Annotated in this window: 17 protein-coding genes; 14 read left to right on the top strand and 3 right to left on the bottom strand. The window is 69.0% G+C overall.

What is annotated here, in order from left to right; genetic code table 11:
- Positions 1-238 precede the first annotated feature (238 nt).
- From nhaA to BMW51_RS04905, 12 genes are all read left to right on the top strand, one after another.
- A complete protein-coding gene (gene nhaA, locus BMW51_RS04960; protein ID WP_281243243.1) occupies positions 239-1,414 on the top strand; it encodes a Na+/H+ antiporter NhaA in 1,176 nt (391 codons plus the stop codon).
- 174 nt (positions 1,415-1,588) lie between these two features.
- On the top strand, positions 1,589-2,482 hold the full coding sequence (locus BMW51_RS04955) for a TorF family putative porin (protein ID WP_093004032.1): 894 nt from the start codon (positions 1,589-1,591) through the stop codon (positions 2,480-2,482).
- A gap of 112 nt (positions 2,483-2,594) precedes the next feature.
- Positions 2,595-2,684: a K(+)-transporting ATPase subunit F gene (gene kdpF / locus BMW51_RS04950; protein WP_019517694.1), complete on the top strand. Its 90-nt coding sequence runs from the start codon at positions 2,595-2,597 to the stop codon at positions 2,682-2,684.
- A 13-nt stretch (positions 2,685-2,697) separates the two neighbouring features.
- Positions 2,698-4,401 carry a potassium-transporting ATPase subunit KdpA gene (kdpA, locus tag BMW51_RS04945; RefSeq protein WP_093004030.1) on the top strand — a complete coding sequence of 568 codons (1,704 nt, stop codon included), beginning with the start codon at positions 2,698-2,700 and terminating at the stop codon, positions 4,399-4,401.
- 13 nt (positions 4,402-4,414) lie between these two features.
- Positions 4,415-6,463 (top strand): potassium-transporting ATPase subunit KdpB, encoded by a 2,049-nt coding sequence (gene kdpB, locus BMW51_RS04940; protein ID WP_093004028.1) that lies wholly within the window; start codon positions 4,415-4,417, stop codon positions 6,461-6,463.
- Positions 6,464-6,476: 13 nt separating this feature from the next.
- On the top strand, positions 6,477-7,055 hold the full coding sequence (gene kdpC / locus BMW51_RS04935) for a potassium-transporting ATPase subunit KdpC (protein WP_093004026.1): 579 nt from the start codon (positions 6,477-6,479) through the stop codon (positions 7,053-7,055).
- Entirely contained in the window at positions 7,055-9,739 is a 2,685-nt protein-coding gene (locus BMW51_RS04930) for a sensor histidine kinase (RefSeq protein WP_093004023.1), read from the top strand. The genes kdpC and BMW51_RS04930 overlap by 1 nt, the downstream gene beginning before the upstream one ends.
- Before the next feature lies 1 nt (position 9,740).
- Positions 9,741-10,427: a response regulator transcription factor gene (locus BMW51_RS04925; protein ID WP_093004021.1), complete on the top strand. Its 687-nt coding sequence runs from the start codon at positions 9,741-9,743 to the stop codon at positions 10,425-10,427.
- A gap of 153 nt (positions 10,428-10,580) precedes the next feature.
- Positions 10,581-11,105 carry an EF-hand domain-containing protein gene (locus BMW51_RS04920; RefSeq protein ID WP_177171535.1) on the top strand — a complete coding sequence of 175 codons (525 nt, stop codon included), beginning with the start codon at positions 10,581-10,583 and terminating at the stop codon, positions 11,103-11,105.
- A complete protein-coding gene (tgt, locus tag BMW51_RS04915) occupies positions 11,102-12,250 on the top strand; it encodes a tRNA guanosine(34) transglycosylase Tgt (protein ID WP_093004017.1) in 1,149 nt (382 codons plus the stop codon). The genes BMW51_RS04920 and tgt overlap by 4 nt, the downstream gene beginning before the upstream one ends.
- Positions 12,251-12,252: 2 nt before the next feature.
- Positions 12,253-12,441 carry a hypothetical protein gene (locus BMW51_RS04910; protein WP_093005028.1) on the top strand — a complete coding sequence of 63 codons (189 nt, stop codon included), beginning with the start codon at positions 12,253-12,255 and terminating at the stop codon, positions 12,439-12,441.
- Between the two features lie 113 nt (positions 12,442-12,554).
- Positions 12,555-13,658 carry a cell wall hydrolase gene (locus BMW51_RS04905; protein ID WP_093005026.1) on the top strand — a complete coding sequence of 368 codons (1,104 nt, stop codon included), beginning with the start codon at positions 12,555-12,557 and terminating at the stop codon, positions 13,656-13,658.
- Positions 13,659-13,664: 6 nt separating this feature from the next.
- Here BMW51_RS04905 and BMW51_RS04900 read toward each other — a convergent pair whose 3' ends face one another.
- The 3 genes from BMW51_RS04900 to BMW51_RS04890 form a co-directional block, all read right to left on the bottom strand.
- The gene (locus BMW51_RS04900; RefSeq protein ID WP_177171533.1) at positions 13,665-14,075 is read right to left on the bottom strand and encodes a hypothetical protein; all 411 of its coding nucleotides are present in this window, start codon (positions 14,073-14,075) and stop codon (positions 13,665-13,667) included.
- A 90-nt stretch (positions 14,076-14,165) separates the two neighbouring features.
- Entirely contained in the window at positions 14,166-16,448 is a 2,283-nt protein-coding gene (locus tag BMW51_RS04895) for an NADP-dependent malic enzyme (RefSeq protein ID WP_093004015.1), read from the bottom strand.
- Between the two features lie 39 nt (positions 16,449-16,487).
- On the bottom strand, positions 16,488-16,979 hold the full coding sequence (locus tag BMW51_RS04890) for a methylated-DNA--[protein]-cysteine S-methyltransferase (protein ID WP_093004013.1): 492 nt from the start codon (positions 16,977-16,979) through the stop codon (positions 16,488-16,490).
- A gap of 127 nt (positions 16,980-17,106) precedes the next feature.
- On the opposite strand from BMW51_RS04890, the gene mutS reads away from it, so the two are divergent.
- Entirely contained in the window at positions 17,107-19,680 is a 2,574-nt protein-coding gene (mutS, locus tag BMW51_RS04885; protein ID WP_093004011.1) for a DNA mismatch repair protein MutS, read from the top strand.
- Positions 19,681-19,736: 56 nt separating this feature from the next.
- Positions 19,737-22,484 carry a [protein-PII] uridylyltransferase gene (locus tag BMW51_RS04880; protein ID WP_093005021.1) on the top strand — a complete coding sequence of 916 codons (2,748 nt, stop codon included), beginning with the start codon at positions 19,737-19,739 and terminating at the stop codon, positions 22,482-22,484.
- Positions 22,485-22,503: the final 19 nt, after the last annotated feature.

Below are 22,503 nucleotides of genomic sequence, written 5' to 3'. Positions count from 1 at the left end.
CCCGCGTCCTGGCCACTTTCCGGCGCGCGGTCCCAAATCGAAGCCGTTCGGGGTTGTCATCGCGTCACCGCAATGCAACTGACGCCGCCGGGTGTCGCGCGTTCGCGCACGGCAGGTTTGTCAGCGCTGGTCGGGCCGCCAGCGCATGAATGCCTGCGCCCGGAGCATCGGCTTGCCCGACCACGATCCCGTTTCCTCTCCCAAAGCCGAGACCTCACCCATCGTCACCGCGGCGAAGCTGGCTGTCCGCCTGAAGCCCAAGTCGGCCTTGCGCGCTTTCCTGCGCAGCGAGGCATCGGGCGGGCTGGTGTTGATGGCAGCCGCCGCGGCGGCGATGATCGTCGCCAATAGCCCGATCGGCGAGGGATACTCGCGCGTGCTCGAAAGCTACGTCGGGCCGATGTCGGTGCGGCACTGGGTCGACGACGCGCTGATGGCGCTGTTCTTCCTGCTGGTCGGGTTGGAGATCAAGCGCGAGCTGGTCGATGGGCATCTGTCGAGCTGGGCCGACCGCGCGTTGCCGTCGATCGCGGCGGTCAGCGGCATGGCGGTGCCCGCCGGCGTATATCTCGCCATTGCCGGCAGCACGCCTGGACTGGCGCGTGGCTGGGCGATCCCGTCCGCCACCGACATCGCCTTCGCGATCGGCGTCATGGCCTTGCTGGGCAAGCGCGTGCCGACCTCGCTCAAACTGTTCCTGACCACGGTCGCGATCGTCGACGACATGGGTGCGGTGGCGGTGATCGCGCTCGCCTACACCAATGAGATCAGCGGGCTGAAGCTGCTCGCGGCCGGGGCAATCGCGGGCGTGATGTTCGTGCTCAATCGGCTGGGGGTCGTGCGGCTGCTGCCGTACATGGCGCTGGGCGCGTTGTTGTGGGTCGCGGTGTGGATGTCGGGCATCCACGCGACGATCGCCGGCGTGGTCACCGCGGCGCTGATCCCGATCCGCCGCTCGCCGGGGGCCCCCGACGCCGCGGGATCGCCGCTCCACCGGCTGGAGCACGCGCTGCAGCCTTGGGTCGCCTATCTGATCGTGCCCGTGTTCGGCTTCGCGAATGCCGGCGTGTCGCTGGCGGGGTTCAGCCTGGCTACGCTGCTCGATCCTCTCCCGCTCGGCATCGCGGCGGGGCTGGTCGTCGGCAAGCAGGTGGGTGTGTTCGGTGCGGTCTGGGGTGCGCAGCGGCTCGGCTGGGCGCAGCGGCCGGGCGGGGCCAGCTGGGCGCAGGTCTACGGCACCGCGCTGCTCTGCGGGATCGGCTTCACGATGAGCCTGTTCATCGGCGGGCTTGCCTTCGCCGACCCGCTGCTCGAACGCGAGGTGAAGCTCGGCGTGCTCGCCGGATCGGTGCTGTCGGCGCTGATCGGGTCCGCCGTGCTGTTCCTCAGCGCACCGGCGGCGCGCCGCAACTAATCCGACGAAGTCGGCCCGTGCGAGCGGCGCGGGCGAGGGCATGAGAATACGTCTTCTATATGCCAGCACTATGCGATTTGCCCGAATCGCTCTCGAATTCAAACGACGGCTGCGCCTAATCGCGCATCCCTGAAAGCGACGTCGCGGGACGGTCGCTCCTCAAGGGGTGCAAGAATGAAGGTCCATTTCGCCGCCGCCGTCGCGGTCGCCGTGCTGGCACTGCCGGCCGCCGCGCAGGCGCAGTCGCAACCGGCGTCGACGCCCAATGACAAGGCGGTCGCGGTCGCGGAAACCGCGCCGCCGCCCGCGCTGACCGTCAGCGGGTCGGTCGGGATCGCGTCCGACTACCGCTTCCGCGGCGTGTCGCAGTCGGACGAGCAGCTGGCATCGCAGGGCGGCATCACCGTCGCGCACCAGAGCGGGCTGTACGTCGGCACCTGGGCGTCGAACCTGGCGGGCTGGGGCACGTTCGGCGGCGCCAACATGGAGCTCGACCTGATCGGCGGCTACAAGGCGAAGCTCGCCGACAATGCGACGCTCGACGTCGGCCTCACCTGGTACATGTATCCCGGCGGCGCGGACAAGACCGACTTCGCCGAGCCCTATGCCAAGCTGACCGGTACTGCCGGCCCGGCCACGCTGACTGCGGGTGTCGCTTATGCGCCGAAACAGCAGGCGATCGGCAAATGGTACAACACCGGCGCCGATGCGGCGGCAGGCGTCTACAATCGCCCGGGCGCGAAGGACGACAACCTCTACCTGTGGGGTGACGGCGCGGCCGCCGTACCGGGCACGCCCTTCACCGCCAAGGCGCACGTCGGTCACAGCTGGGGGCAGGACGGGCTGGGGCCGAACGCGACCGCGGTGTCGCCGACCGGCGCCTACTGGGACTGGTCGCTCGGCGCCGATGCCACCTACAAGAATCTGACTTTCAACGTCAGCTACGTCGACACCGACATCTCGAACCGTGAAGCCGCCTACCTCCGCCCCAGCTTCAGCAAGGGGCAGGACGGCACCGGCAACATCGCCGGCGGCACCGTCGTCGTTTCGCTGACCGCCGCCTTCTGAGCATCGGAGAACAGCAATGCAGGACCTGCTCTGGATCGCCATCATCATCGGGCTGTTCGCGCTGACGCTCGCCTACGCCCGCCTGTGCGACAATGCGTGAGGGAGGGCTGACATGACGCTCGATCTCTGGCTGGCGGCGCTGACCGCGATCGGCCTTCTCGTCTATCTCGTGGCGGTCCTGATCCGCCCCGAACGCTTCTGAAAGGAGCGGTTCCATGACACTTCAGGGCTGGTTCCTGATCCTGCTGTTCGTCGGCATCCTGCTGGCGCTCACCAAGCCCGTCGGCTTGTGGCTCCACGCGCTCTACGAAGGACGGCGTACGCCGCTCCACCTCGTGCTCGGCCCTGTCGAGCGCGGCTTCTACAAACTGTCGGGCATCGACCCCGCGCAAGAGCAGGGCTGGCGCCGCTACGCGGTCCACATGCTGCTGTTCAACGTCGCGCTGCTGGTGCTGACCTACGCTGTCCTGCGGCTGCAGGGCGTGCTGCCGGGCAATCCACAGGGGCTCGCCGGACTGTCGCCTGACCTCGCGTTCAACACCGCGGTCAGCTTCACCACCAACACCAATTGGCAGAGCTACGGCGGTGAAGCGACGATGTCGAACCTCAGCCAGATGCTGGGGCTGACGATCCACAACTTCCTGTCGGCTGCAACCGGCATCGCGCTCGCCTTCGCGCTGTTCCGCGGCTTTGCGCGGCGTGAGGCAAAGGCGATCGGCAATTTCTGGGCCGACATGACCCGGATCACGCTCTACCTGCTGCTGCCGCTCTGCGTCGTCTACACCGTCTTCCTGATCGCTTCCGGCGTGCCGCAGACGATGGCGGGCGTGGTCGACGTGCAGACGCTGGAGGGTGCGCGCCAATCGATCCTGCTCGGCCCCGTCGCCAGCCAGGAAGCAGTCAAAATGCTCGGCACCAACGGTGGCGGCTTCTTCAACGCGAATTCCGCGCACCCGTTCGAGAACCCGACTGCGCTGACCAACTTCGTGCAGATGCTGTCGATCTTCGTTATCGGCTTCGGCCTGACGTGGACCTTCGGCAAGGCGGTCGGCAACACGCGGCAGGGCTGGGCGATCCTGTCGGCGATGGTGATCCTGTTCCTCGCCGGCGTCACCGTCACCTACTGGCAGGAGGCCGCAGGCAACCCGGTCCTGCACCAGCTCGGTGTCGCGGGCGGCAACATGGAGGGTAAGGAGGTCCGCTTCGGCATCGCCGCCAGCGCGCTGTTCTCGGTCGTCACCACCGCCGCGTCGTGCGGCGCGGTCAACGGCATGCTCGACAGCTTCACTCCGCTCGGCGGCATGATCCCGCTGTTCAACATGCAGCTGGGCGAGGTCGTCATCGGCGGCGTCGGCGCGGGCATCTACGGCTTCCTCTTGTTCGCGATCCTCGCGGTGTTCGTCGCCGGGCTGATGGTCGGCCGCACGCCCGAATATGTCGGCAAGAAGATCGAGAGCCGCGAGGTGAAGCTCGCCGTTCTGGCGATCGCGGTGCTGCCGCTCGTCATCCTCGGGCTGACCTCGCTGTCGTCGGTGTTGCAGCAGGGTCTGGCCGGGCCGCTCAACAAGGGACCGCACGGTTTTTCCGAGATCCTCTACGCCTTCACCAGCGCGGTCGGGAACAACGGTTCGGCCTTCGCGGGTCTGACCGCCAACACGCCCTACTATAACGGGCTGCTCGGCATCGCGATGTGGTTCGGCCGCTTCTTCGTCATCGTGCCGATGCTGGCGATCGCCGGCAGCCTGGCGGCGAAGAAATACACGCCGGAAAGCGCGGGCTCGTTCCCGACCACCGGCGGCCTCTGGGTCGGCCTGCTCGTCGGGATCATCCTGATCCTGGGCGGTCTCACCTTCCTGCCGAGCCTCGCGCTCGGTCCCATCGCCGATCATCTCAGCATGATCCGCGGCCAGCTTTCCTGATCCGGGGGCCATCATGGCAAAAGCCCAAACCCAAAAGTCTTCGGCCAAAAGCCTGTTCACCGCCGACCTGGTCGTGCCGGCGATCAAGGCATCGTTCCTGAAGCTCAACCCACGCGAGTTGGTCCGCAACCCGGTCATGTTCGTGACTGCGGCCGTGGCCGCGTTGATGACGATCCTGCTCGTCATTGGCCATGACGATCTGACCTTCGCCTTCAAGGCACAGCTGGCCGTCTGGCTGTGGCTCACGGTTCTGTTCGGCACCTTTGCCGAGGCGCTGGCCGAGGGTCGCGGCAAGGCCCAGGCCGCCAGTTTGCGCGCCACCAAGGCGGAGCTCGTCGCCAAGCGGTTGAAGGGCGACGGACGTCAGTTTGACAACGTTCCCGCCAGCCGGCTCAAGGTCGGCGACGTGGTGCTGGTCGAGACGAACGATCTGATTCCGTCGGACGGCGAAGTCGTCTCGGGCGTCGCCAGCGTCAACGAGGCCGCGATCACCGGCGAGAGCGCCCCGGTGATCCGCGAGGCAGGCGGCGATCGCTCGGCCGTCACCGCGGGCACCCGCGTCATCTCCGACGAGATACGCGTCAAGGTGACCGTCGAGCCGGGCAAGGGCTTCCTCGACCGCATGATCGCGCTGGTCGAAGGTGCCGAGCGACAGAAGACGCCGAACGAGGTCGCGTTGACCATCCTGCTCGTGGGTCTCACGATCATCTTCCTGATCGCGGTCGGCACCATTCCGGGCTTCGCGTCCTACGTGGGCGGCAGCATACCCGTAGCGATCCTCGCGGCGCTGCTCATCACCCTCATCCCGACGACCATCGCGGCACTGCTCTCGGCGATCGGCATCGCAGGTATGGACCGCCTCGTACGCTTCAACGTGCTGGCGAAATCGGGCCGTGCGGTAGAGGCGGCGGGCGATGTCGACGTGCTGCTGCTCGACAAGACCGGCACGATCACGATCGGTGATCGCCAGGCAGCTGAGTTCCGCTCGGTCGGCGGCACCAGCGACGCCGAGTTGGCCGAGGCCGCGCTGCTCGCCAGTCTGGCGGACGAGACGCCCGAGGGTCGCTCGATCGTCGTGCTCGCGCGCGACCGCTTCAACCTGCAGCGGCCGATGCCCCAGGGCGCCGAGGTGATCCCGTTCACCGCGCAGACCCGCGTGTCGGGCGTCCGCTTCGGCGATACGTCGATCCAGAAGGGTGCGGTCGACTCGATCCTGCGCGCCAACGAAGGATCGGGCGCGACCGCCGCGGCGACCGAGCTGCGCCGCATCACCGACGAGATCGCGCGCGCCGGCGGCACGCCGCTCGCGGTCGCGAAGGACGGTCGCCTGCTCGGCGCGATCTTCCTCAAGGACGTGGTCAAGGCGGGCATCCGCGAGCGCTTCGGCGAGCTGCGCACGATGGGCATCCGTACCGTCATGATCACCGGCGACAACCCGCTGACCGCCGCCGCGATCGCAGCCGAAGCGGGCGTCGACGACTTCCTCGCGCAGGCGACGCCCGAGGACAAGCTGGCGCTGATCCGCAAGGAACAGCAGGGCGGCAAGCTGGTCGCGATGTGCGGCGACGGCACCAACGACGCGCCTGCGCTCGCACAGGCCGATGTCGGCGTCGCGATGAACACCGGCACGCAGGCGGCGCGCGAGGCGGGCAACATGGTCGACCTCGACAGCGACCCGACCAAGCTGATCGAGGTCGTGGGCCTGGGCAAGCAGCTGCTGATGACGCGCGGCGCGCTCACCACCTTCTCTGTTGCGAACGACGTGGCGAAATATTTCGCGATCATCCCGGCGATGTTCGTCGCACTCTATCCCGGGCTCGGCGTGCTGAACGTCATGGGGCTCGCGACGCCGCAGTCGGCGATCCTCAGCGCGATCATCTTCAACGCGATCATCATCCCGCTGCTGGTGCCGCTGGCACTCAGGGGCGTCGCGTACAAGCCGATGGCGGCGGGGCCGCTGCTGGCGCGCAATCTCGCCGTCTATGGTCTCGGCGGCCTGCTCGCGCCGTTCGTCGGCATCAAGCTGATCGACCTCGTGGTCGGCGGTCTCGGTCTAGCGTAAGGATACCGGACACATGGGTAAGGACTTCTCCTCCGCGCTTCGGCCCGCGATCGTCATGACGATCCTGTTCGCCGCGCTTCTCGGCCTCGCCTATCCGTTCGCGATGACCGGCATCGGGCAGCTGGTGTTCCCAGCGCAGGCGAACGGCAGCCTCGTTCGCGGTGCGCAAGGACAGGTGATCGGATCGACCGTGGTCGGTCAGGCATTCGCCGCCGATCGCTACTTCAACACGCGCCCGTCGGCGGCCGGCAAGGGATACGACGGGCTCGCCTCGTCGGCCTCCAATCTCGGCCCCGCGTCGCAGGCGCTGGTCGATCGCGTGAAGGCCGATGTGGCGAAGCAGCGCGGCGCAGGGGTCGCGGGCGCGCTGCCGGCCGATCTCGTCACCGCGAGCGGATCGGGGCTCGATCCCGATCTGTCGCCCGCCGCGGCGCAGGCGCAGGCGCCGCGGGTTGCGCGGGTTCGCGGGTTGCCGCTGGCGCGCGTGCGGACACTCGTCGCGCAGCTGACCGTCCGCCCGCTGCTGGGTGATCCGCGCGTCAACGTGCTGGCGCTCAACCGCGCCCTCGATGCCGGAGTGCCCACGCGCTGATGGCGGCGGCAGGCGGCGACAGACCCGATCCCGACGCCCTCCTGCGCGCCGCCGCGCAGGAGGGGCGGGGGCGACTAAAGATCTTTCTCGGCGCCGCGCCCGGCGTCGGCAAGACGTTCGAGATGCTGTCGGAAGGCGCCGCGCGCCGCCGCGACGGCGTCGATGTCGTCATCGGCGTAGTCGAAACGCACGGCCGCGCCGAAACGGAGGCGCTGCTGCGCGGGCATGAGATCGTCGCGCGCCGCGACGTGGCATACGAAGGCCGCACGCTTCACGAGATGGACCTCGACGCCATCCTCGCGCGCGCGCCGCGCCTCGTGCTGGTCGACGAACTCGCGCACACCAACGCGCCGGGCAGTCGCCACCCCAAGCGCTACGGTGATGTCGAGGAATTGCTGGCGGCGGGAATAGACGTCTACTCGACCGTCAACATTCAGCACGTCGAGAGCCTGAACGACGTCGTCGCCAGCTTCACCCGCGTCCGCGTGCGCGAGACGGTGCCCGACTCGATCCTTGAGATGGCCGAGATCGAGGTCGTCGATATCCCCCCCGACGAGCTGATCGAGCGATTGAAGGCGGGCAAGGTCTATCTGCCTGCCGAGGCGACGCGCGCGCTCGGCCACTTTTTCTCCAAGTCCAATCTGTCGGCACTGCGCGAACTGGCGCTGCGCCGCGCCGCGCAGGCGGTCGACGCGCGGATGCTCGACGACGTGCGCGCACTCGGGCTCGGCGGCACCTGGGCCGGCGGTGACCGCATCGTCGTCGCGATCAGCGAGCAGCCGGGCTGCGACGCGCTGGTGCGCGCGGCGAAACGCGTCGCCGACGGTCTGCGCGGACCCTGGACCGCGGTGTTCATCGAGACACCGCGCGCGGCGCATTTCACCGACGAGCAGCACGCCCGCGTCGCCGCGACGATGACGCTCGCGACCCAGCTCGGCGCCGCGGTCGCAACCGTGCCGGCCGAGCGCGTCGTCGCCGGACTCCAGTCGGTGCTGGTCGATCTGCGCGCCACGCAGCTGGTGCTCGGCAAGTCGCACCGCTCGCGCTGGTTCGAGCTGCGTCACGGCTCGATCGTCGACCAGCTGGTGCGCGACACGCCCGATGTCACCGTTCACGTGCTGCCGATGCCGGTGACCGGTACGACGCGGCCGGCAACGGCGACCACCACACATCGCCGTGGCGGGCAGTGGGGCAGCCCCGCCGGCTATGCGATCACGACGGGAATCGTCGCGGGCGTCACCGCACTCGCCAGCGCGCTATTCCAGATCCTCAATCTCGGCAATGTCGCGTTGCTCTACCTGCTGCCCGTCATGGCCGCGGCGAGCCTGTTCGGCCTGCGCACCGGGCTTTACGCCGGGATCGCGTCCAGCCTCGCCTACAATTTCTTCTTCCTGCCCCCGACCGGCACGCTGACGATCAGCAATCCCGAGAACCTCGTGTCGGTGATCGTGCTGCTCGGTATCGCCATTGCCACCAGCCAGCTGACCGGGCGCGTCCGCGCGCAGGCCGACCTCGCCGCCGCCAGCGCGCGGACCAACGCCATCCTCGCCGGCTTCCTGCGCCAGATTGCGGGCATCAACGACCTCGACACCGCCGCGCAGATGATCTGCGACGACGTTCGCCGTCTGCTCGACGTGCAGGTCGTGTTGCTGTCGCGCGCGCATGGTGCCGAGCTGGAGATCGTCGCCGCCAGCGATCCCGCCTACCGCCTCGACACGATGGACACCGCCGCCGCCGGCTGGGCGTTCGACACCGGCAGTCCCGCGGGCAAGGGTTCGGGCACGCTCGCTGCCTCCGAATGGTTGTTCCAGCCGATGAAGGCGGGCGAGCGCGTGCTGGGCGTCCTCGGCGTCGCCAGCGACAAGGTCGGCAACCCCGTCCGCGCCGATCAGCTGCCGCTGCTGAGCAGCCTGATCGACCAGTCGGCGCTGGTGCTTGAACGGCTGCGACTGCAGGCGGAGATGCGCGACGTCGATGCGGTACGCACGCGCGACCGGCTGCGCGCGGCGCTCCTCTCCTCGGTCAGCCACGACCTGCGAACGCCGCTCACCGCGGTAATTGCGGCCGCCGCGCAGCTGCACCACGATGCAACGCCCGAACTGATCGGCACGATCGAGAGCGAGGCGCAACGATTGAACCGCTTCGTCGCCAACCTGCTCGACATGGCGCGGGTCGAGGCGGGCGCGCTCCGGCTGCGAGTCGAGCCGATCGACCTGAGCGACGCGGTCACCGGCGCCGCACATGACGCCCGCCGCGCGCTCGAGGGCCATGCCGTCCGCCTCGACGTGCCGCCCGACCTGCCGCTGGTGCGCGCCGATCCGCAACTGCTGCATCATTGCCTGCTCAACCTGCTCGACAATGCCGGCCGCTACGGCGATCCGGGCAGCGACATCGTGATCGAGGGGCGTAACCGTTTCGGTGAGCTCAGGCTGTCTGTGCTCGACCACGGACCCGGCCTGCCGCCGGGGCAGGAGGGCGAGGTGTTCGAGACGTTCCGCCGGCTGGAGGGATCGGACCGCGCGGTCGGCGGCACCGGTCTCGGCCTCGCGATCGTGAAAGCGTTTGCGGAGGCGATGGGGATGACCGTGGAGGCGTCGAACCGCCCCGACGCGACCGGCGCGGCCTTCGCGCTCGTCTTCCCCGCCGATCTGATCGTTCGCGAAACCTTGTCCGAGGGTAACTGACATGCCGGCCAAGATCCTGGTGGTGGACGACGACGCAGCGATCCGTCGCCTGCTGCGCAACACGCTGAACCGCGCCGGCTACAATGTCGTCGAGGCAGCGAACGGTCGCGACGCGCTGCGCCAGGCAGCGACCGAGCAACCCGGCGCGGTGCTGCTCGACCTAGGGCTGCCCGACCGCGACGGCTTGAGCATCATCCCGCTGCTGCGCGCACAGGCCGACCTAGTCATCCTGGTCGTGTCGGCGCGGGATGCAGTCGACGAGAAAGTCAGCGCGCTCGACCTCGGCGCCGACGATTACGTCACCAAGCCGTTCGACACCGACGAACTGCTCGCCCGCCTGCGCGTCGCCTTGCGCCATCACGGCGGGTCGGGGACGACGCCGAAGATCGTCCACCGCGGCGACCTGAGCATCGACCTCGATCGCCGCACCGTCACGCGCGGCAATGAGGAACTTCACCTCACTCGCAAGGAACACGACGTGCTCGGCGTCCTCGCGCGACACATCGGCCGCGTCGTCACGCACGAGCGGCTGCTGTCCGCATGCTGGGGCGCGGACGAGGACCCGCGCGTCGAATATCTGCGCATCGTCATCCGCAACCTGCGCCAGAAACTGGAGGCACCCGAACCCGTCGGCAGCGTCATCGCCAACGAACTGGGCGTCGGCTATCGCCTGCGCGCGGATCAGTGATGGCGAGTGCGCCGGATCGTTGCGGCTTGATCCTACCACGCCGGCTTAGCTAGGGATCGCAGCAGCCGGCGTTCGGGCTCGTAGTGGAAGGTCGTTGAAGGTGCGTGGAAACGGCCGAACTCATCCGATAGCCATGTTGCAACAGGTGTGCGCGTGATTGCGGCGCTACTCGCGCTGGCGCTCCAGGCCGCGGCACCCGCTGCGGACCCGGAGATTGTCGTCCGCGCGCCGTTGCCCGGTACGCCGCAGACGCCCGCGACGATGGTGGTCGAGCCGGTGGCGATGATGATCGCGACCTTCGATGCCGACGGTGACGGGCTGGTCGACCGGTCGGAGATGCAGGCGGGGGTCAGGCGATCGTTCGAGGCGATCGACACCGCGAAGAGCGGCTATCTGCGCTACATCGCCTTCGCCGACTGGGCCGAGCGCTGGCTGGGTGACCGCAACGCGCTGCCGAGCCCGTTCGAGGTCGACCGCAACCAGGACGACCGCGTCTCGCTCGACGAGTTGCAGAACCATTTCTCACGCCTGTTCGCGCGCTACGACAAGAACGGTGACAAGCGGATCAGCCGCGCCGAGCTGGTCACCTATCGTACCGGTCCGGTCGATGCGAAGGGACCGACCGCCGGGCGTCCCATGCCACGGCCGGCGCCTCCGCCCGAGAAGAAGCGCCGATGACCCGCTTCGCCTTCACGATTGCCGCGACCGACGGGCGCGCGCGCACCGGTGAGATCGCGATGGAGCGCGGCGTCGTCCGCACGCCCGCGTTCATGCCGGTCGGCACCGCCGCGACCGTCAAGGCGATGAAGCCTGCCGACGTGCGTGCGGCGGGCGCCGACATCATCCTAGGCAATACCTATCACCTAATGCTGCGCCCGGGTGCGGAGCGCGTAGCGCGACTGGGCGGGTTGCACGCCTTCATGGGGTGGGATCGGCCGATCCTGACCGACTCGGGCGGGTACCAGGTCATGAGCCTGTCCGAGCTGACCAAACGATCGGAGGAGGGCGTCGCCTTCCGCTCGCACCTCGACGGATCGCGTCATCTGATCACGCCCGAGCGCTCGATCGAGATCCAGCGGCTGCTCGGCAGCAACATTACGATGGCGTTCGACGAACTAGTGCCGACCACCTCGCCGCGCGAGGTGCAGGCAGCCGCGATGGAGCGCTCGATGCGCTGGGCGAAGCGCAGCCGCGACGCGTTCGACGGGCGCGACGGCCGCGGCGGCGAGGCGCATGCCGCGCGTAACGCAATCTTCGGCATTCAGCAGGGCGCGCTCGACGAGGGGCTGCGCAGCGCCTCCGCCGACGCGCTGGTCGACATCGGCTTCGACGGTTACGCGATCGGTGGTCTGGCGGTGGGCGAGGGGCAGGATGCGATGTTCGCCTGCCTCGATTACGCGCCCGCGCAATTGCCCGCCGATCGTCCGCGCTATCTCATGGGCGTGGGCAAGCCCGACGACATCGTCGGCGCGGTCGAGCGCGGGGTCGACATGTTCGACTGCGTGTTGCCCACCCGCTCGGGCCGCACCGGTCAGGCGTTCACGCGCGCGGGGCCGATCAACATACGCAACGCGCGCTTCGCCGAGGATCAGGGCCCGCTCGACCCAGCATGCGCATGTCCTGTCTGCGCCACGTGGAGCCGCGCCTACCTGCACCATCTGGTCCGTGCGGGCGAGATGCTGGGCGCGATGCTGATGACCGAGCACAACATCTTCTTCTATCAGGCGCTGATGGCCGACCTGCGCGCCGCGATTTCAGCGGGCACGCTATCGGCCTTTGCGGACGATTTCCGCGCGCGTTACGGCGACGGCAAGGGAGAATGACGATGAGCGACGAGCCGAACGAGATCCTCGAAGCCGCCAAGGCCGCGAAGGTGCACAAGGACGCGGGCGCCGACAAGGCGAAGGCGAGCGACAAGGCGCGCCGCTGGCAACTCGGCGGCATCGTCGGCGTCGGCATCGGTTCCGCCGCGGTCGCGGCCGCGCTGCTGTTCGCCAACGGCAAGAAGCGCTGAGCGTTTCCGCCTCGCGCGGCCGCGTGATAGCGGATCGGCAAGGATTGCCGCGCTAAGGCGTGCGTTGCCCTGCGTAACCGCGGGTGTGGCACGGAGCAGGCGCGATCATCGGCATGGCGAGGCGAACGACACCGGGTACCGCATTGGTGCGGCTGCGCCAGGTGCGCGTGTCGTGGGCGATCGTCGCGGGGCTCGTGATCCTGCTTGCCTCAGCGCTCGCGATACAGGGCGTGTTGCGCGTCGTCGGCGACGGATACGCCCGCGCGCCTCACGCCGCGCTCAGCGTGCCGGTGCCCGCGGGTGTCCGGGCGAGCGGGCAGATCACCGGGGCCGCCGAGCCGATCTACGCTTCGCCCGCCGCCGGCACGACCGGCACGATCGCACTGCCACCGGTCCCGCTCGCCTTCGCGCGACTACCCGCAGGCGACGGCTCGGTGGTTGCGGCGCAACCCTTCTCCACCGCGCGGGCGAGCACGGTCGATCGCGGCCGCGCGCTCGAGTGCCTGACCGCGGCGATCTACTACGAGGCGGCGTCGGAGCCCGACGACGGGCAGCGCGCGGTCGCGCAGGTAATCCTCAATCGCGCGCGGCACCCTGCCTTTCCCGCCACCGTCTGCGGCGTCGTCTATCAAGGATCGGAGCGGCGCTCGTGCCAGTTCAGCTTCGCCTGCGACGGCGCGATGGCGCGCGTGCCGTCGCCCGCGGGTTGGGCCCGCGCGGCGCGGATCGCGGCGGCGGCGCTCGGCGGCTACGTCTTCGCACCCGTCGGTCTCGCCACGCACTATCACACCTACGCGGTCACGCCGGCGTGGAACCGCACGCTGGTGATGACCGACGCGATCGGCGCGCACTTCTTCCATCGCTGGAAAGGGTTCTGGGGAACCGCCGGCGCCTTCGTCCAGCGCTACGCTGGACACGAGCCGGTGCCGGGCCCGCACCGCGCGATCGACGCCGTGATCCCGACACCGATCGTCGCGGCCGATCAGGCGATTGTCTCGTCAGCCCCGACCAGCGCTGCGACGACCGCAACGCCGACCTCCACGCCGGCACACGCGGCCGAGCGCAAGATCACACCGGCAGTCGACATCCAACCGCGGCACGTCGACAGCGGCGAGGCGATCGTCGCCCCGCCGCCGTCCGGTACGTCACCGAAAGGCGATCTGCCTGAATCCCAGATACTCGACCGCTGGAAGGACTCGGGCAAACCGCTCAGGTAACCTGCCTCAGCGGCAGCGGACGTTGTTCTTGTCGACCGACTTGCCGAGCGCCGCTCCACCCGCACCGCCGAGCAGCGCGCCGAGCAGGCCAGAGCCACCCGGTGCGATCGCCGCACCCAGTGCGCCACCGGCGAGCCCGCCGACGATCAGACCGGTCGTGCCATCGTTGCGGCGGCAATAATAGCGCCCGTCGTTTCCGACATAAACGCGGTCGTTGTTGCCCAGGCGGCGCTCACGGTAGCGCGCGTCGTCGCGGTAGTAGCGGTCGGCATAATAGCCGCCATACGCCGGATCGGGCCGGTTATAGTCATACGCGCTATAGCCGCCGTAGCTGCCGCCACCCAGACCGCCACCCAGACCGTTACACCCCGACACGAGCATCGCCGCGCCGAGTGCCGCCACCGCCATCTTCATCATTCGCCTCCTGTTCGTCAGATAGAGGCGTAATGATCAGTCCGGCCGATCGGTTGCGGACCGGCCGGATATTCTATCCTGCATCAACGTGGCTCAGCGCGCGATCCCGCCCGCCGCCAGCACCGCCAGCGTCATCAGATCGCCCGCGGTCGAGGTCATCGGCGCGATCTGCACCGGCTTCTCCATCCCGATCAGCATCGGCCCGATCATGTCGTCGCCGCCAAGCTCGCGCAGCAGTTTCGCCGAGATATTGGCCGATTGCAGACCAGGCATGACCAGGATGTTCGCCGGACCCGACAGCCGCGCGAACGGATAATTCGCCTGCTGCTTCGGGTTGAGCGCCACATCGGGCGACATCTCGCCCTCATACTCGAAGCTCACCTGCCGTCCGTCGAGCACGGTAACCGCCTGGCGGATGTTGTCGAGGAACGAACCCTCGGGCGTTCCGAAGGTCGAGTAACTGAGGAACGCGACGCGCGGTTCGTGCCCCATGCGGCGCGCGACCGCGGCGGTCTGCTCGGCTATATCCGCCAGCTCTTCCGCGCTCGGCCGCTCGTTGACGGTCGTGTCGGCGATGAAGATCGTGTGGCTCTGCCCGACCAGCACGTGGATGCCGAACGGCGTGCGATCGGGCTTGGGATCGATCACGCGCCGCACCTCGCGGTAGCTCTGCGCGAAGGTGCGCGTGATCCCGGTGATCATCGCGTCGGCCTCGCCCAGTTGCAGCAGCACCGCGCCGAAGGTGTTGCGATCCTGGTTGATCATCCGCTCGCAATCGCGGCGCAGGAAGCCGCGGCGTTGCAGCCGTCCGTAGAGGAAGTCGACCATCCGCGGCACCAGCGGCGACTTGCGGCTGTTGTGGACCTCATATTCCTCCGGGTGCGTGATGCCGAGCGCGGCGAGACGGTCGTGCACGTCGTCGCGCCCGACCAGCACCGGCGTGCCGTAGCCGCCTTCCTTGAACGCGATCGCGGCGCGCAGCACCACTTCTTCCTCGCCCTCTGCGAAGATCACGCGCTTGGGATGAGCGCGCGCACCCTCATAGGCGAGGCTCAGCACCGAAGTGGTTGGATTCAATCGCGCGCGCAGCGACTGGCGGTACGCGTCCAGGTCGAGGATCGGCTTGGTCGAGACGCCTGAATCCATCGCCGCCTTGGCGACCGCGACCGACACCTCCTCCATCAACCGCGGATCGAACGGCGCGGGGATGATATAGTCGGGGCCGAAGCTGTGCTGCACGCCGTAGGCCGCGGCGACTTCCTCGGGCACGCGTTGCCGCGCCAGTTCGGCGATCGCGTTGGCAGCGGCGATCTTCATCTCGTCGTTGATCGCAGACGCACGCACGTCGAGCGCGCCGCGAAAGATGAAGGGGAAGCCGAGCACGTTGTTGACCTGGTTCGGATAGTCCGAACGCCCGGTCGCGATGATCGCGTCGGGCCGCGCGGCGCGCGCCTGCTCGGGGCGAATTTCCGGTTCCGGGTTCGCCATCGCGAAGATGATCGGCGCCTTGGCCATGTCCTTGACCATCTCGGGCTTGAGCGCCCCTGCCGCCGACAACCCCAGGAACACGTCCGCGCCCGCCAATGCCTCGGTCAGCGTGCGCCGGTCGGTCGCGACCGCGTGCGTCGACTGCCACTGGTTCACGCCCTCGCGTCCCTGATAGATCACGCCGGTGCGATCGCAGATCAGGACGTTCTCCTGACGCACGCCCATCGCCTTGATCAGGTCGGTGCAGGCGAGCGCCGCCGCGCCCGCGCCGTTCACCACCACCTTGATCTCGGACAGCTTGCGACCCGTCAGCAGGCAGGCGTTGATGAGCCCCGCGGCGCAGATGATCGCGGTGCCGTGCTGGTCGTCGTGGAAGACCGGAATGTTCATCCGCTCGCGCAATGTCTGCTCGATGATGAAGCACTCGGGCGCCTTGATGTCCTCGAGGTTGATGCCGCCGAAGCTCGGCTCCAGCAGCGCCACCGCGTTGACGAACGCATCCACGTCCTCGGTCGCCAATTCCAGATCGATCGAATCGACGTCGGCGAAACGCTTGAACAGCACCGCCTTGCCTTCCATCACCGGCTTGGACGCCAGCGCGCCGAGGTTGCCGAGCCCCAGGATTGCGGTCCCGTTGGAGATCACCGCGACCAGATTGCCCTTGGCGGTGTAATCATAGGCGGTGGCGGGATCGTCCGCAATCGCGCGCACCGGCACCGCGACGCCGGGCGAATAGGCGAGCGCCAAGTCGCGCTGCGTCGCCATCGGTTTCGACGCGATGATCTCGATCTTGCCCGGCCGCCCCTCGGAGTGGAACAGCAGCGCCTCGCGCTCCGAAAACTGGTCGTTGCTCACTTCTTCGGCGGCGCCGTTGCGGGGATCGGTCATGCGCGTGCCCTTACGGAAAGGTGGCGGATAAGTGAACCGTTACCACGCCTCCGAAATGTGACGTTCGTGGTCCAGCAGAAAACGCTTTGCCGGAAGCCCGCCCGCGAACCCGGTCAGCGCGCCGTTCGCGCCGACGACGCGGTGACATGGCGCCACGATCGACAACGGATTGCGCCCGTTCGCCGCACCCACCGCGCGCGTGGCGGTCGGCCGGCCGATCGCGCGCGCGATCTCGGCGTAGCTGCGCGTCTCGGCGAACGGGATGTCGGCAAGCGCCAGCCATACGTCACGCTGAAACGGCGTGCCTTGCGGGTCGAGCGGCAGGTCGAACGCGGTGCGCGTGCCGGCGAAATACCCGCTGAGCTGCGCGGCCGCGGCAGCGAGCACCGGGTGATCGTCGCGCTCGCTGGCGTCGCCCAAACGCACCCGGTCGGGCGCTTCGTCGGGCCACAGGATCGCAACCAGCCCCGCGTCCGACGCGACCAGCGTCAGCGTACCGATCGGGGAGGGCAGGGACGTGCGATACAGCATGACGGCGACGGCTCTCGATTGCTTTCGCGAAGACATAGCGCCTCCCTGCCGGCACCGACACGCCTTTCGCCGCCGCGCCCGCTTCTGTATCGCGCCCGCGATGGCGAGCGTTTCCACCCCGACCCCGATGATGGCGCAATATCTGGCGCTGAAGGCGGAGGCGGCGGATTGCCTGCTGTTCTATCGCATGGGCGACTTCTTCGAGCTGTTCTTCGACGACGCGCGCGTCGCGGCGCAGGTGCTCGACATCGCGCTGACCGCGCGCGGTGAGCACGAGGGCGAGAAGATCCCGATGTGCGGCGTGCCGGTCCACGCCGCAACCGCGTACCTGCAACGCCTGATCAAGGCCGGGCACCGCGTCGCCATCGCCGAACAGACCGAGACGCCCGAGGCGGCACGCAAGGCGCGTGGGTCGAAGGCGCTGGTCGGCCGCGCGATCGTCCGCTTCGTGACCGCCGGCACGCTGACCGAGGAAGCGTTGCTCGACGCGCGCGCGGCGAACTGGTGCGCGGCGATCGGCGAGGTGAACGGCGCGGTCGCGATCGCCGCCGCCGACGTGTCGACCGGACGCTTCGTCGTGATTGAGACCAACGCGGGCGGGATGGGCGCCGAGCTCGCACGTCTTGGCGCGGCCGAGGTCGTCGCGTGCGAGGGCGCCGATCACCCCGCCAGCGTGTGGCGCCCGCGCGCCGACTTCGACAGCGCGGGCGGCGAGGCGCGGTTGAAGCGCGTGTACGGCGTCGCGACGCTCGACGGTTTCGGTCAGTTCTCGCGCGCCGCGCTGTCGGCGGCGGGGGCGTTGGTCGCCTATCTGGAGCATAACGCCAAGGGCGCGCTGCCATTCCTCCGCCCGCCCGCGCTCAGCGCCGCCGCCGAGGCGATGGCGATCGACGCCGCCACGCGCGAGAGCCTTGAGCTGACCTGCACGGTCACGGGGCAGCGCAAGGGCAGCCTGCTCGACGCGGTCGACCGCACCGTGACGGGCGCCGGCGCGCGGTTGCTCAGCGAGGACATCGCCGCGCCGCTGATGGACCTGGGCGCGATCGAGGCGCGGCAGGCGCTCGTCGCGCTGTTCCACGACGACGAAGCCTTGCGCGAGCGGTTGCGCAGCGCCTTGCGCGCGCTCCCCGACGTGGGCCGCGCGCTCGGACGGCTCGCGGCAGGGCGAGGCGGCCCGCGCGATCTCGGGCAACTCCGCGACGGTCTCGACGGCGCGTGGCACCTCGCCGAACTGCTCGGCCGCGTCGAACCCGCACCCGCACTCCTCGCCGACACGCTGCCGCGCCTGCGCGGGCATGGCACGCTGATCGACCTGCTCAAGCGCGCGCTGGTTCCCGCACCCCCGATCGAGGCGAGCGACGGCGGCTATATCGCCGCGGGCTACGACGCCGCGCTCGACGACCTGCGCGACGCGGGCGCGGGCGGCCGCCGCGCGATCGCCGCGCTGGAGGCGAAATACCGCGCCGACACCGGCGTTTCCGCGCTCAAGATCAAGCACAACGGTGTGCTCGGCTACCATATCGAGGTGCCCGCGCGCGCCGCCGATCCGCTGATGCGCGCCGATTCGGGCTTCACCCACCGCCAGACGATGGCGGGCGCGATCCGCTTCAACGCGCCCGAGCTGCACGAGGTCGCCGCGCGCGTGACGCAGGCCGGCGCGCACGCGCTGACCGCGGAGGCCGCGCACCTGGAGGAACTGACGCAGATCGCGCTCGCCGCGCGCGAAAACATTGCGGCGACCGCCGACTCGCTCGCGCGGCTCGACGTAGCCGCGGGGCTCGCCGAGCGCGCGGCGGAAGGTCATTGGACGCGGCCGCACCTGGTCGAGCAGCCGTGCTTCGAGATTGCGGGTGGACGCCATCCGGTGGTCGAGCGCGCGCTCGCCAACGCGGGCGACCGTTTCGTCGCCAACGACTGTCGCCTGTCGGAGGCGAACCGCCTGTGGCTCGTCACCGGCCCCAACATGGGCGGCAAGTCGACCTTCCTGCGCCAGAACGCGCTAATCGCGGTGCTCGCGCAGGCAGGCAGCTACGTGCCGGCGGAACGCGCCACGATCGGCCTCGTCGACCGCCTGTTCAGCCGCGTCGGCGCATCGGACAATCTCGCGCGCGGCCGCTCGACCTTCATGGTCGAGATGGTCGAGACCGCCGCGATCCTCGCGCAGGCTTCCCCGCGCAGTTTCGTCATCCTCGACGAGGTCGGGCGCGGCACCTCGACCTATGACGGGCTGGCGATCGCCTGGGCGGTGGTGGAGGCGATCCACGAGGAGAACCGTTGCCGCTGCCTGTTCGCGACCCACTATCACGAGCTGACGCGATTGGCCGAACGCTGCGACGCGCTGTCGCTCCACCACGTCCGCGCGCGCGAGTGGAAGGGTGATCTGGTACTGCTGCACGAGGTGGCGGAGGGGCCGGCGGATCGCAGTTACGGGCTCGCAGTCGCGCGATTGGCGGGCATGTCGCCGGGCACGGTTGCGCGCGCCAAGTCGGTGCTCGCAAAGCTGGAGGCCGGGCGCGCCAAGACGGGCGGACTCGCCGCCGGGCTCGACGACCTGCCGCTGTTCGCCGCCGCCGCGCAGGCGGAGGAAGCGCAGTGCGACGCAATCCGCGCCGAGGTCGAGGCGATCGACGTCGACGCGCTCACCCCGCGCGAGGCGCTCGACACGCTCTACCGCTTGAAGGCGCTCGCCCGCGAAGGATAGTGCTCGGGGCTGACGCGGGGCTCCCCTTCGGCACCGCGCACGCTTATGTCTGCACCATGCGCCGTACCTTCGAGCAACTGCCCAACCGTCGTGCCATCGTCGACCGCCGCGTGCTCGCCGAGGCGCTCGCCGCGCTGCCGGGGAAGGGCGATGCGCAGCTTCGCCGCGGCGCGACCGCGATCCTCAAGGCGGCGCTCGACGCGGGCCGCGCGGAGATCGCGCGGCGCCTGACCGAGCATCCCTCGCGCGGGCTGGAGGCGGCGAACGCGCAGGCGTACCTCGTCGATCAGGTCATCGTCGCGCTGGCCGACTTCACCGTCGCGCGGCTCTACCCCATAAACAATCCGACCGCGTCGGAGCGGCTGCTGCTGCTCGCGGTCGGCGGCTACGGACGCGGCGAGATGGCGCCGTTCAGCGACGTCGACATCGGCTTCGTCACACCGTGGAAGCAGACGCCCTGGGCCGAGCAGGCGATCGAATCGATGCTCTATGCATTGTGGGACCTGGGGCTCAAGGTCGGCCATTCCAGCCGCTCGCTCGACGACATGGTGCGCCAGGCGAAAGGCGACGTAACCGTGCGCACCGCGCTGCTCGAGGCGCGCTACCTCTGGGGCGACGAGGCGTTGTACGAGGAAGCCGCCACGCGCTTCGACCAGGAAGTGCGCAGCGGTACCGAGCGCGAGTTCGTCGCCGACAAGCTGGCGGAGCGCAACGCACGCCACATCCGCATGGGCGACACGCGCTACGTCGTCGAACCGAACGTAAAGGAGGGAAAGGGCGGCCTGCGCGACCTCCACGCTTTATTCTGGATCGGCAAATACGCCTACAAGGTGCGCAGCTCGCGCGAGTTGAAGGAAGCGGGGCTGTTCACGGCCGACGAATATCGCCTGTTCCACCGCGCCGACAACTTCCTCTGGGCGGTGCGCTGCCACCTCCACCTGATCGCGGGCCGTGCCGAGGACCGGCTGACCTTCGACTATCAGCGCGAGATCGCGCAGCGGATGCACTACGCCGACCGACCGGGCAAACCGGCAGTCGAGCGCTTCATGCAATTCTACTTCCTGCAGGCAAAGACCGTGGGGTCGCTGACCGGCCTGTTCCTCGCGCACCTGGAGGAACGCTACAACCGGCGCCACAGCGGTGAACGGATCAAGCGGCTGCTCCGGTCCCCGCGCAAGCTGAACGGCTTCACCGTCGACCGCGGCCGGCTCGCGATCCCGCGCGACGACTTCTTCGCCGAGGAGCCGGTGCGCCTGGTCGAGGCGTTCGCGCTCGCCGCGCAGACGAAGATGGAGATCCACCCGCTCGCGATGCGCTGCGCCACCCGCGACGCGAAACTCGCCGCCTCGGTCCGGCGCGACCCGCGCGCCAATGCGCTGTTCCTCGACCTGCTGACCAGCCCCAACGATCCCGAGCTGGTGCTGCGCTGGATGAACGAGACCGGCGTGCTCGGGCGCTTCGTGCCCGATTTCGCGCGCGTCGTCGCGCAGATGCAGTTCGACATGTATCACCACTATACGGTCGACGAGCACACCATCCGCGCACTCGGCCTGCTCGCGCGGATCGAGCAGGGCACGCTCAAGGCCGACCATCCGCTCGCCAGCGCGGTGATGGAGCAGGTCGTCTCGCGCCGCGTGCTCTACGTCGCCGTCCTGCTGCACGATATCGCCAAGGGCCGCGGTGGCGACCATTCGGTGCTGGGCGCGGAGGTCGCGCTGCGTGTCTGCCCGCGGCTCGGCCTCACCCGCGCGGAGACCGAGACGGTGTCGTGGCTGGTGCGCCATCACCTGCTCATGTCGGCGACCGCGTTCAAGCGCGACCTGTCCGACTTCAAGACGATCCTCGATTTCACCGCGACCGTGCAGAGCCTCGAGCGATTGCGGCTGCTCCTGGTGCTGACCACCGTCGACATCCGCGCGGTCGGGCCGGGCACGTGGAACGGCTGGAAGGGGCAATTGCTCGCTGATTTGTACGAGGGCGCGGAGGAGGTGCTGCGGCTCGGGCACAAGCAGAAGGGGCGGGCCGAGCGGATCGAGGCGAAGCAGGAGGGCCTGCGCGACGCGATGGGCTGGGACGCCGACGCGCTCGCCGCTTACGTTCGCCGTCTGCCCGAGCCGTACTGGATCGCCGAGCCCGCCGACGTGCTCGAGGCGAACGCGCGCGTCGTCACGCAGGCGGACGACGCGCCCTTGTCGATCGCGGCGCAGGTGTACCCCGAACGCGGCGCGACGCTCGTCACCGTCTACGCGACCGACCATCCCGGGCTGTTCTTCCGCATTGCAGGCGCGATCAACGTTGCGGGTGGTAACATCATCGACGCGCGTATCCACACGACGCGCGACGGCATGGCGCTCGACAATTTCCTCGTCCAGGACCCGCTCGGCCGCCCGTTCGACGAGGCCGAGCAGCTGCAGCGCATCCGCGTCACGATTGAGGACGCACTCGCCGGGCGCGTGCGGCTGACCGACCGGTTGAAGGCGAAGCCGCTACCGCGCCTGCGCGCCGACGCCTTCGCGATCGAGCCCAACGTGCTGGTCGACAACAAGGCGTCGAACCGCTTCACCGTGGTCGAGGTCAACGCGCGCGATCGCCCGGCGCTGCTCAACCAGCTCGCCCACGCGCTGTTCCAGTCGAAGGTGACGATCCACTCCGCGCACGTATCGACCTATGGCGAGCGCGCGGTCGACACCTTTTATCTGACCGATTTGACCGGCGACAAGATTGCGCTGTCGTCGAAGATCAAGGGGCTGGAGCGCCGCCTGCTGGCCGCTGCCGCAGGGCGCGCGCTGGAGGAAGCGGCGTAAAGAAAAGGGCCGGCCCGCG

This window comes from Sphingomonas palmae, assembly GCF_900109565.1.
GTDB lineage: Bacteria > Pseudomonadota > Alphaproteobacteria > Sphingomonadales > Sphingomonadaceae > Sphingomonas > Sphingomonas palmae.
This window is presented reverse-complemented; position numbering and strand designations above follow the sequence as displayed.

What these genes read in the sequence shown, in the direction of transcription:
- BMW51_RS04905 (WP_093005026.1), top strand. Translation starts at nt 12,555, where the DNA reads ATGGCGAGGCGAACGACACCGGGTACCGCATTGGTGCGGCTGCGCCAG.
- kdpC (WP_093004026.1), top strand. Translation starts at nt 6,477, where the DNA reads ATGGGTAAGGACTTCTCCTCCGCGCTTCGGCCCGCGATCGTCATGACG.
- BMW51_RS04890 (WP_093004013.1), bottom strand. Translation starts at nt 16,979, where the DNA reads ATGCTGTATCGCACGTCCCTGCCCTCCCCGATCGGTACGCTGACGCTG.
- BMW51_RS04930 (WP_093004023.1), top strand. Translation starts at nt 7,055, where the DNA reads ATGGCGGCGGCAGGCGGCGACAGACCCGATCCCGACGCCCTCCTGCGC.
- mutS (WP_093004011.1), top strand. Translation starts at nt 17,107, where the DNA reads ATGATGGCGCAATATCTGGCGCTGAAGGCGGAGGCGGCGGATTGCCTG.
- BMW51_RS04900 (WP_177171533.1), bottom strand. Translation starts at nt 14,075, where the DNA reads ATGATGAAGATGGCGGTGGCGGCACTCGGCGCGGCGATGCTCGTGTCG.
- kdpB (WP_093004028.1), top strand. Translation starts at nt 4,415, where the DNA reads ATGGCAAAAGCCCAAACCCAAAAGTCTTCGGCCAAAAGCCTGTTCACC.
- BMW51_RS04910 (WP_093005028.1), top strand. Translation starts at nt 12,253, where the DNA reads ATGAGCGACGAGCCGAACGAGATCCTCGAAGCCGCCAAGGCCGCGAAG.
- BMW51_RS04955 (WP_093004032.1), top strand. Translation starts at nt 1,589, where the DNA reads ATGAAGGTCCATTTCGCCGCCGCCGTCGCGGTCGCCGTGCTGGCACTG.
- kdpF (WP_019517694.1), top strand. Translation starts at nt 2,595, where the DNA reads ATGACGCTCGATCTCTGGCTGGCGGCGCTGACCGCGATCGGCCTTCTC.
- kdpA (WP_093004030.1), top strand. Translation starts at nt 2,698, where the DNA reads ATGACACTTCAGGGCTGGTTCCTGATCCTGCTGTTCGTCGGCATCCTG.
- BMW51_RS04880 (WP_093005021.1), top strand. Translation starts at nt 19,737, where the DNA reads ATGCGCCGTACCTTCGAGCAACTGCCCAACCGTCGTGCCATCGTCGAC.
- tgt (WP_093004017.1), top strand. Translation starts at nt 11,102, where the DNA reads ATGACCCGCTTCGCCTTCACGATTGCCGCGACCGACGGGCGCGCGCGC.
- BMW51_RS04925 (WP_093004021.1), top strand. Translation starts at nt 9,741, where the DNA reads ATGCCGGCCAAGATCCTGGTGGTGGACGACGACGCAGCGATCCGTCGC.
- BMW51_RS04895 (WP_093004015.1), bottom strand. Translation starts at nt 16,448, where the DNA reads ATGACCGATCCCCGCAACGGCGCCGCCGAAGAAGTGAGCAACGACCAG.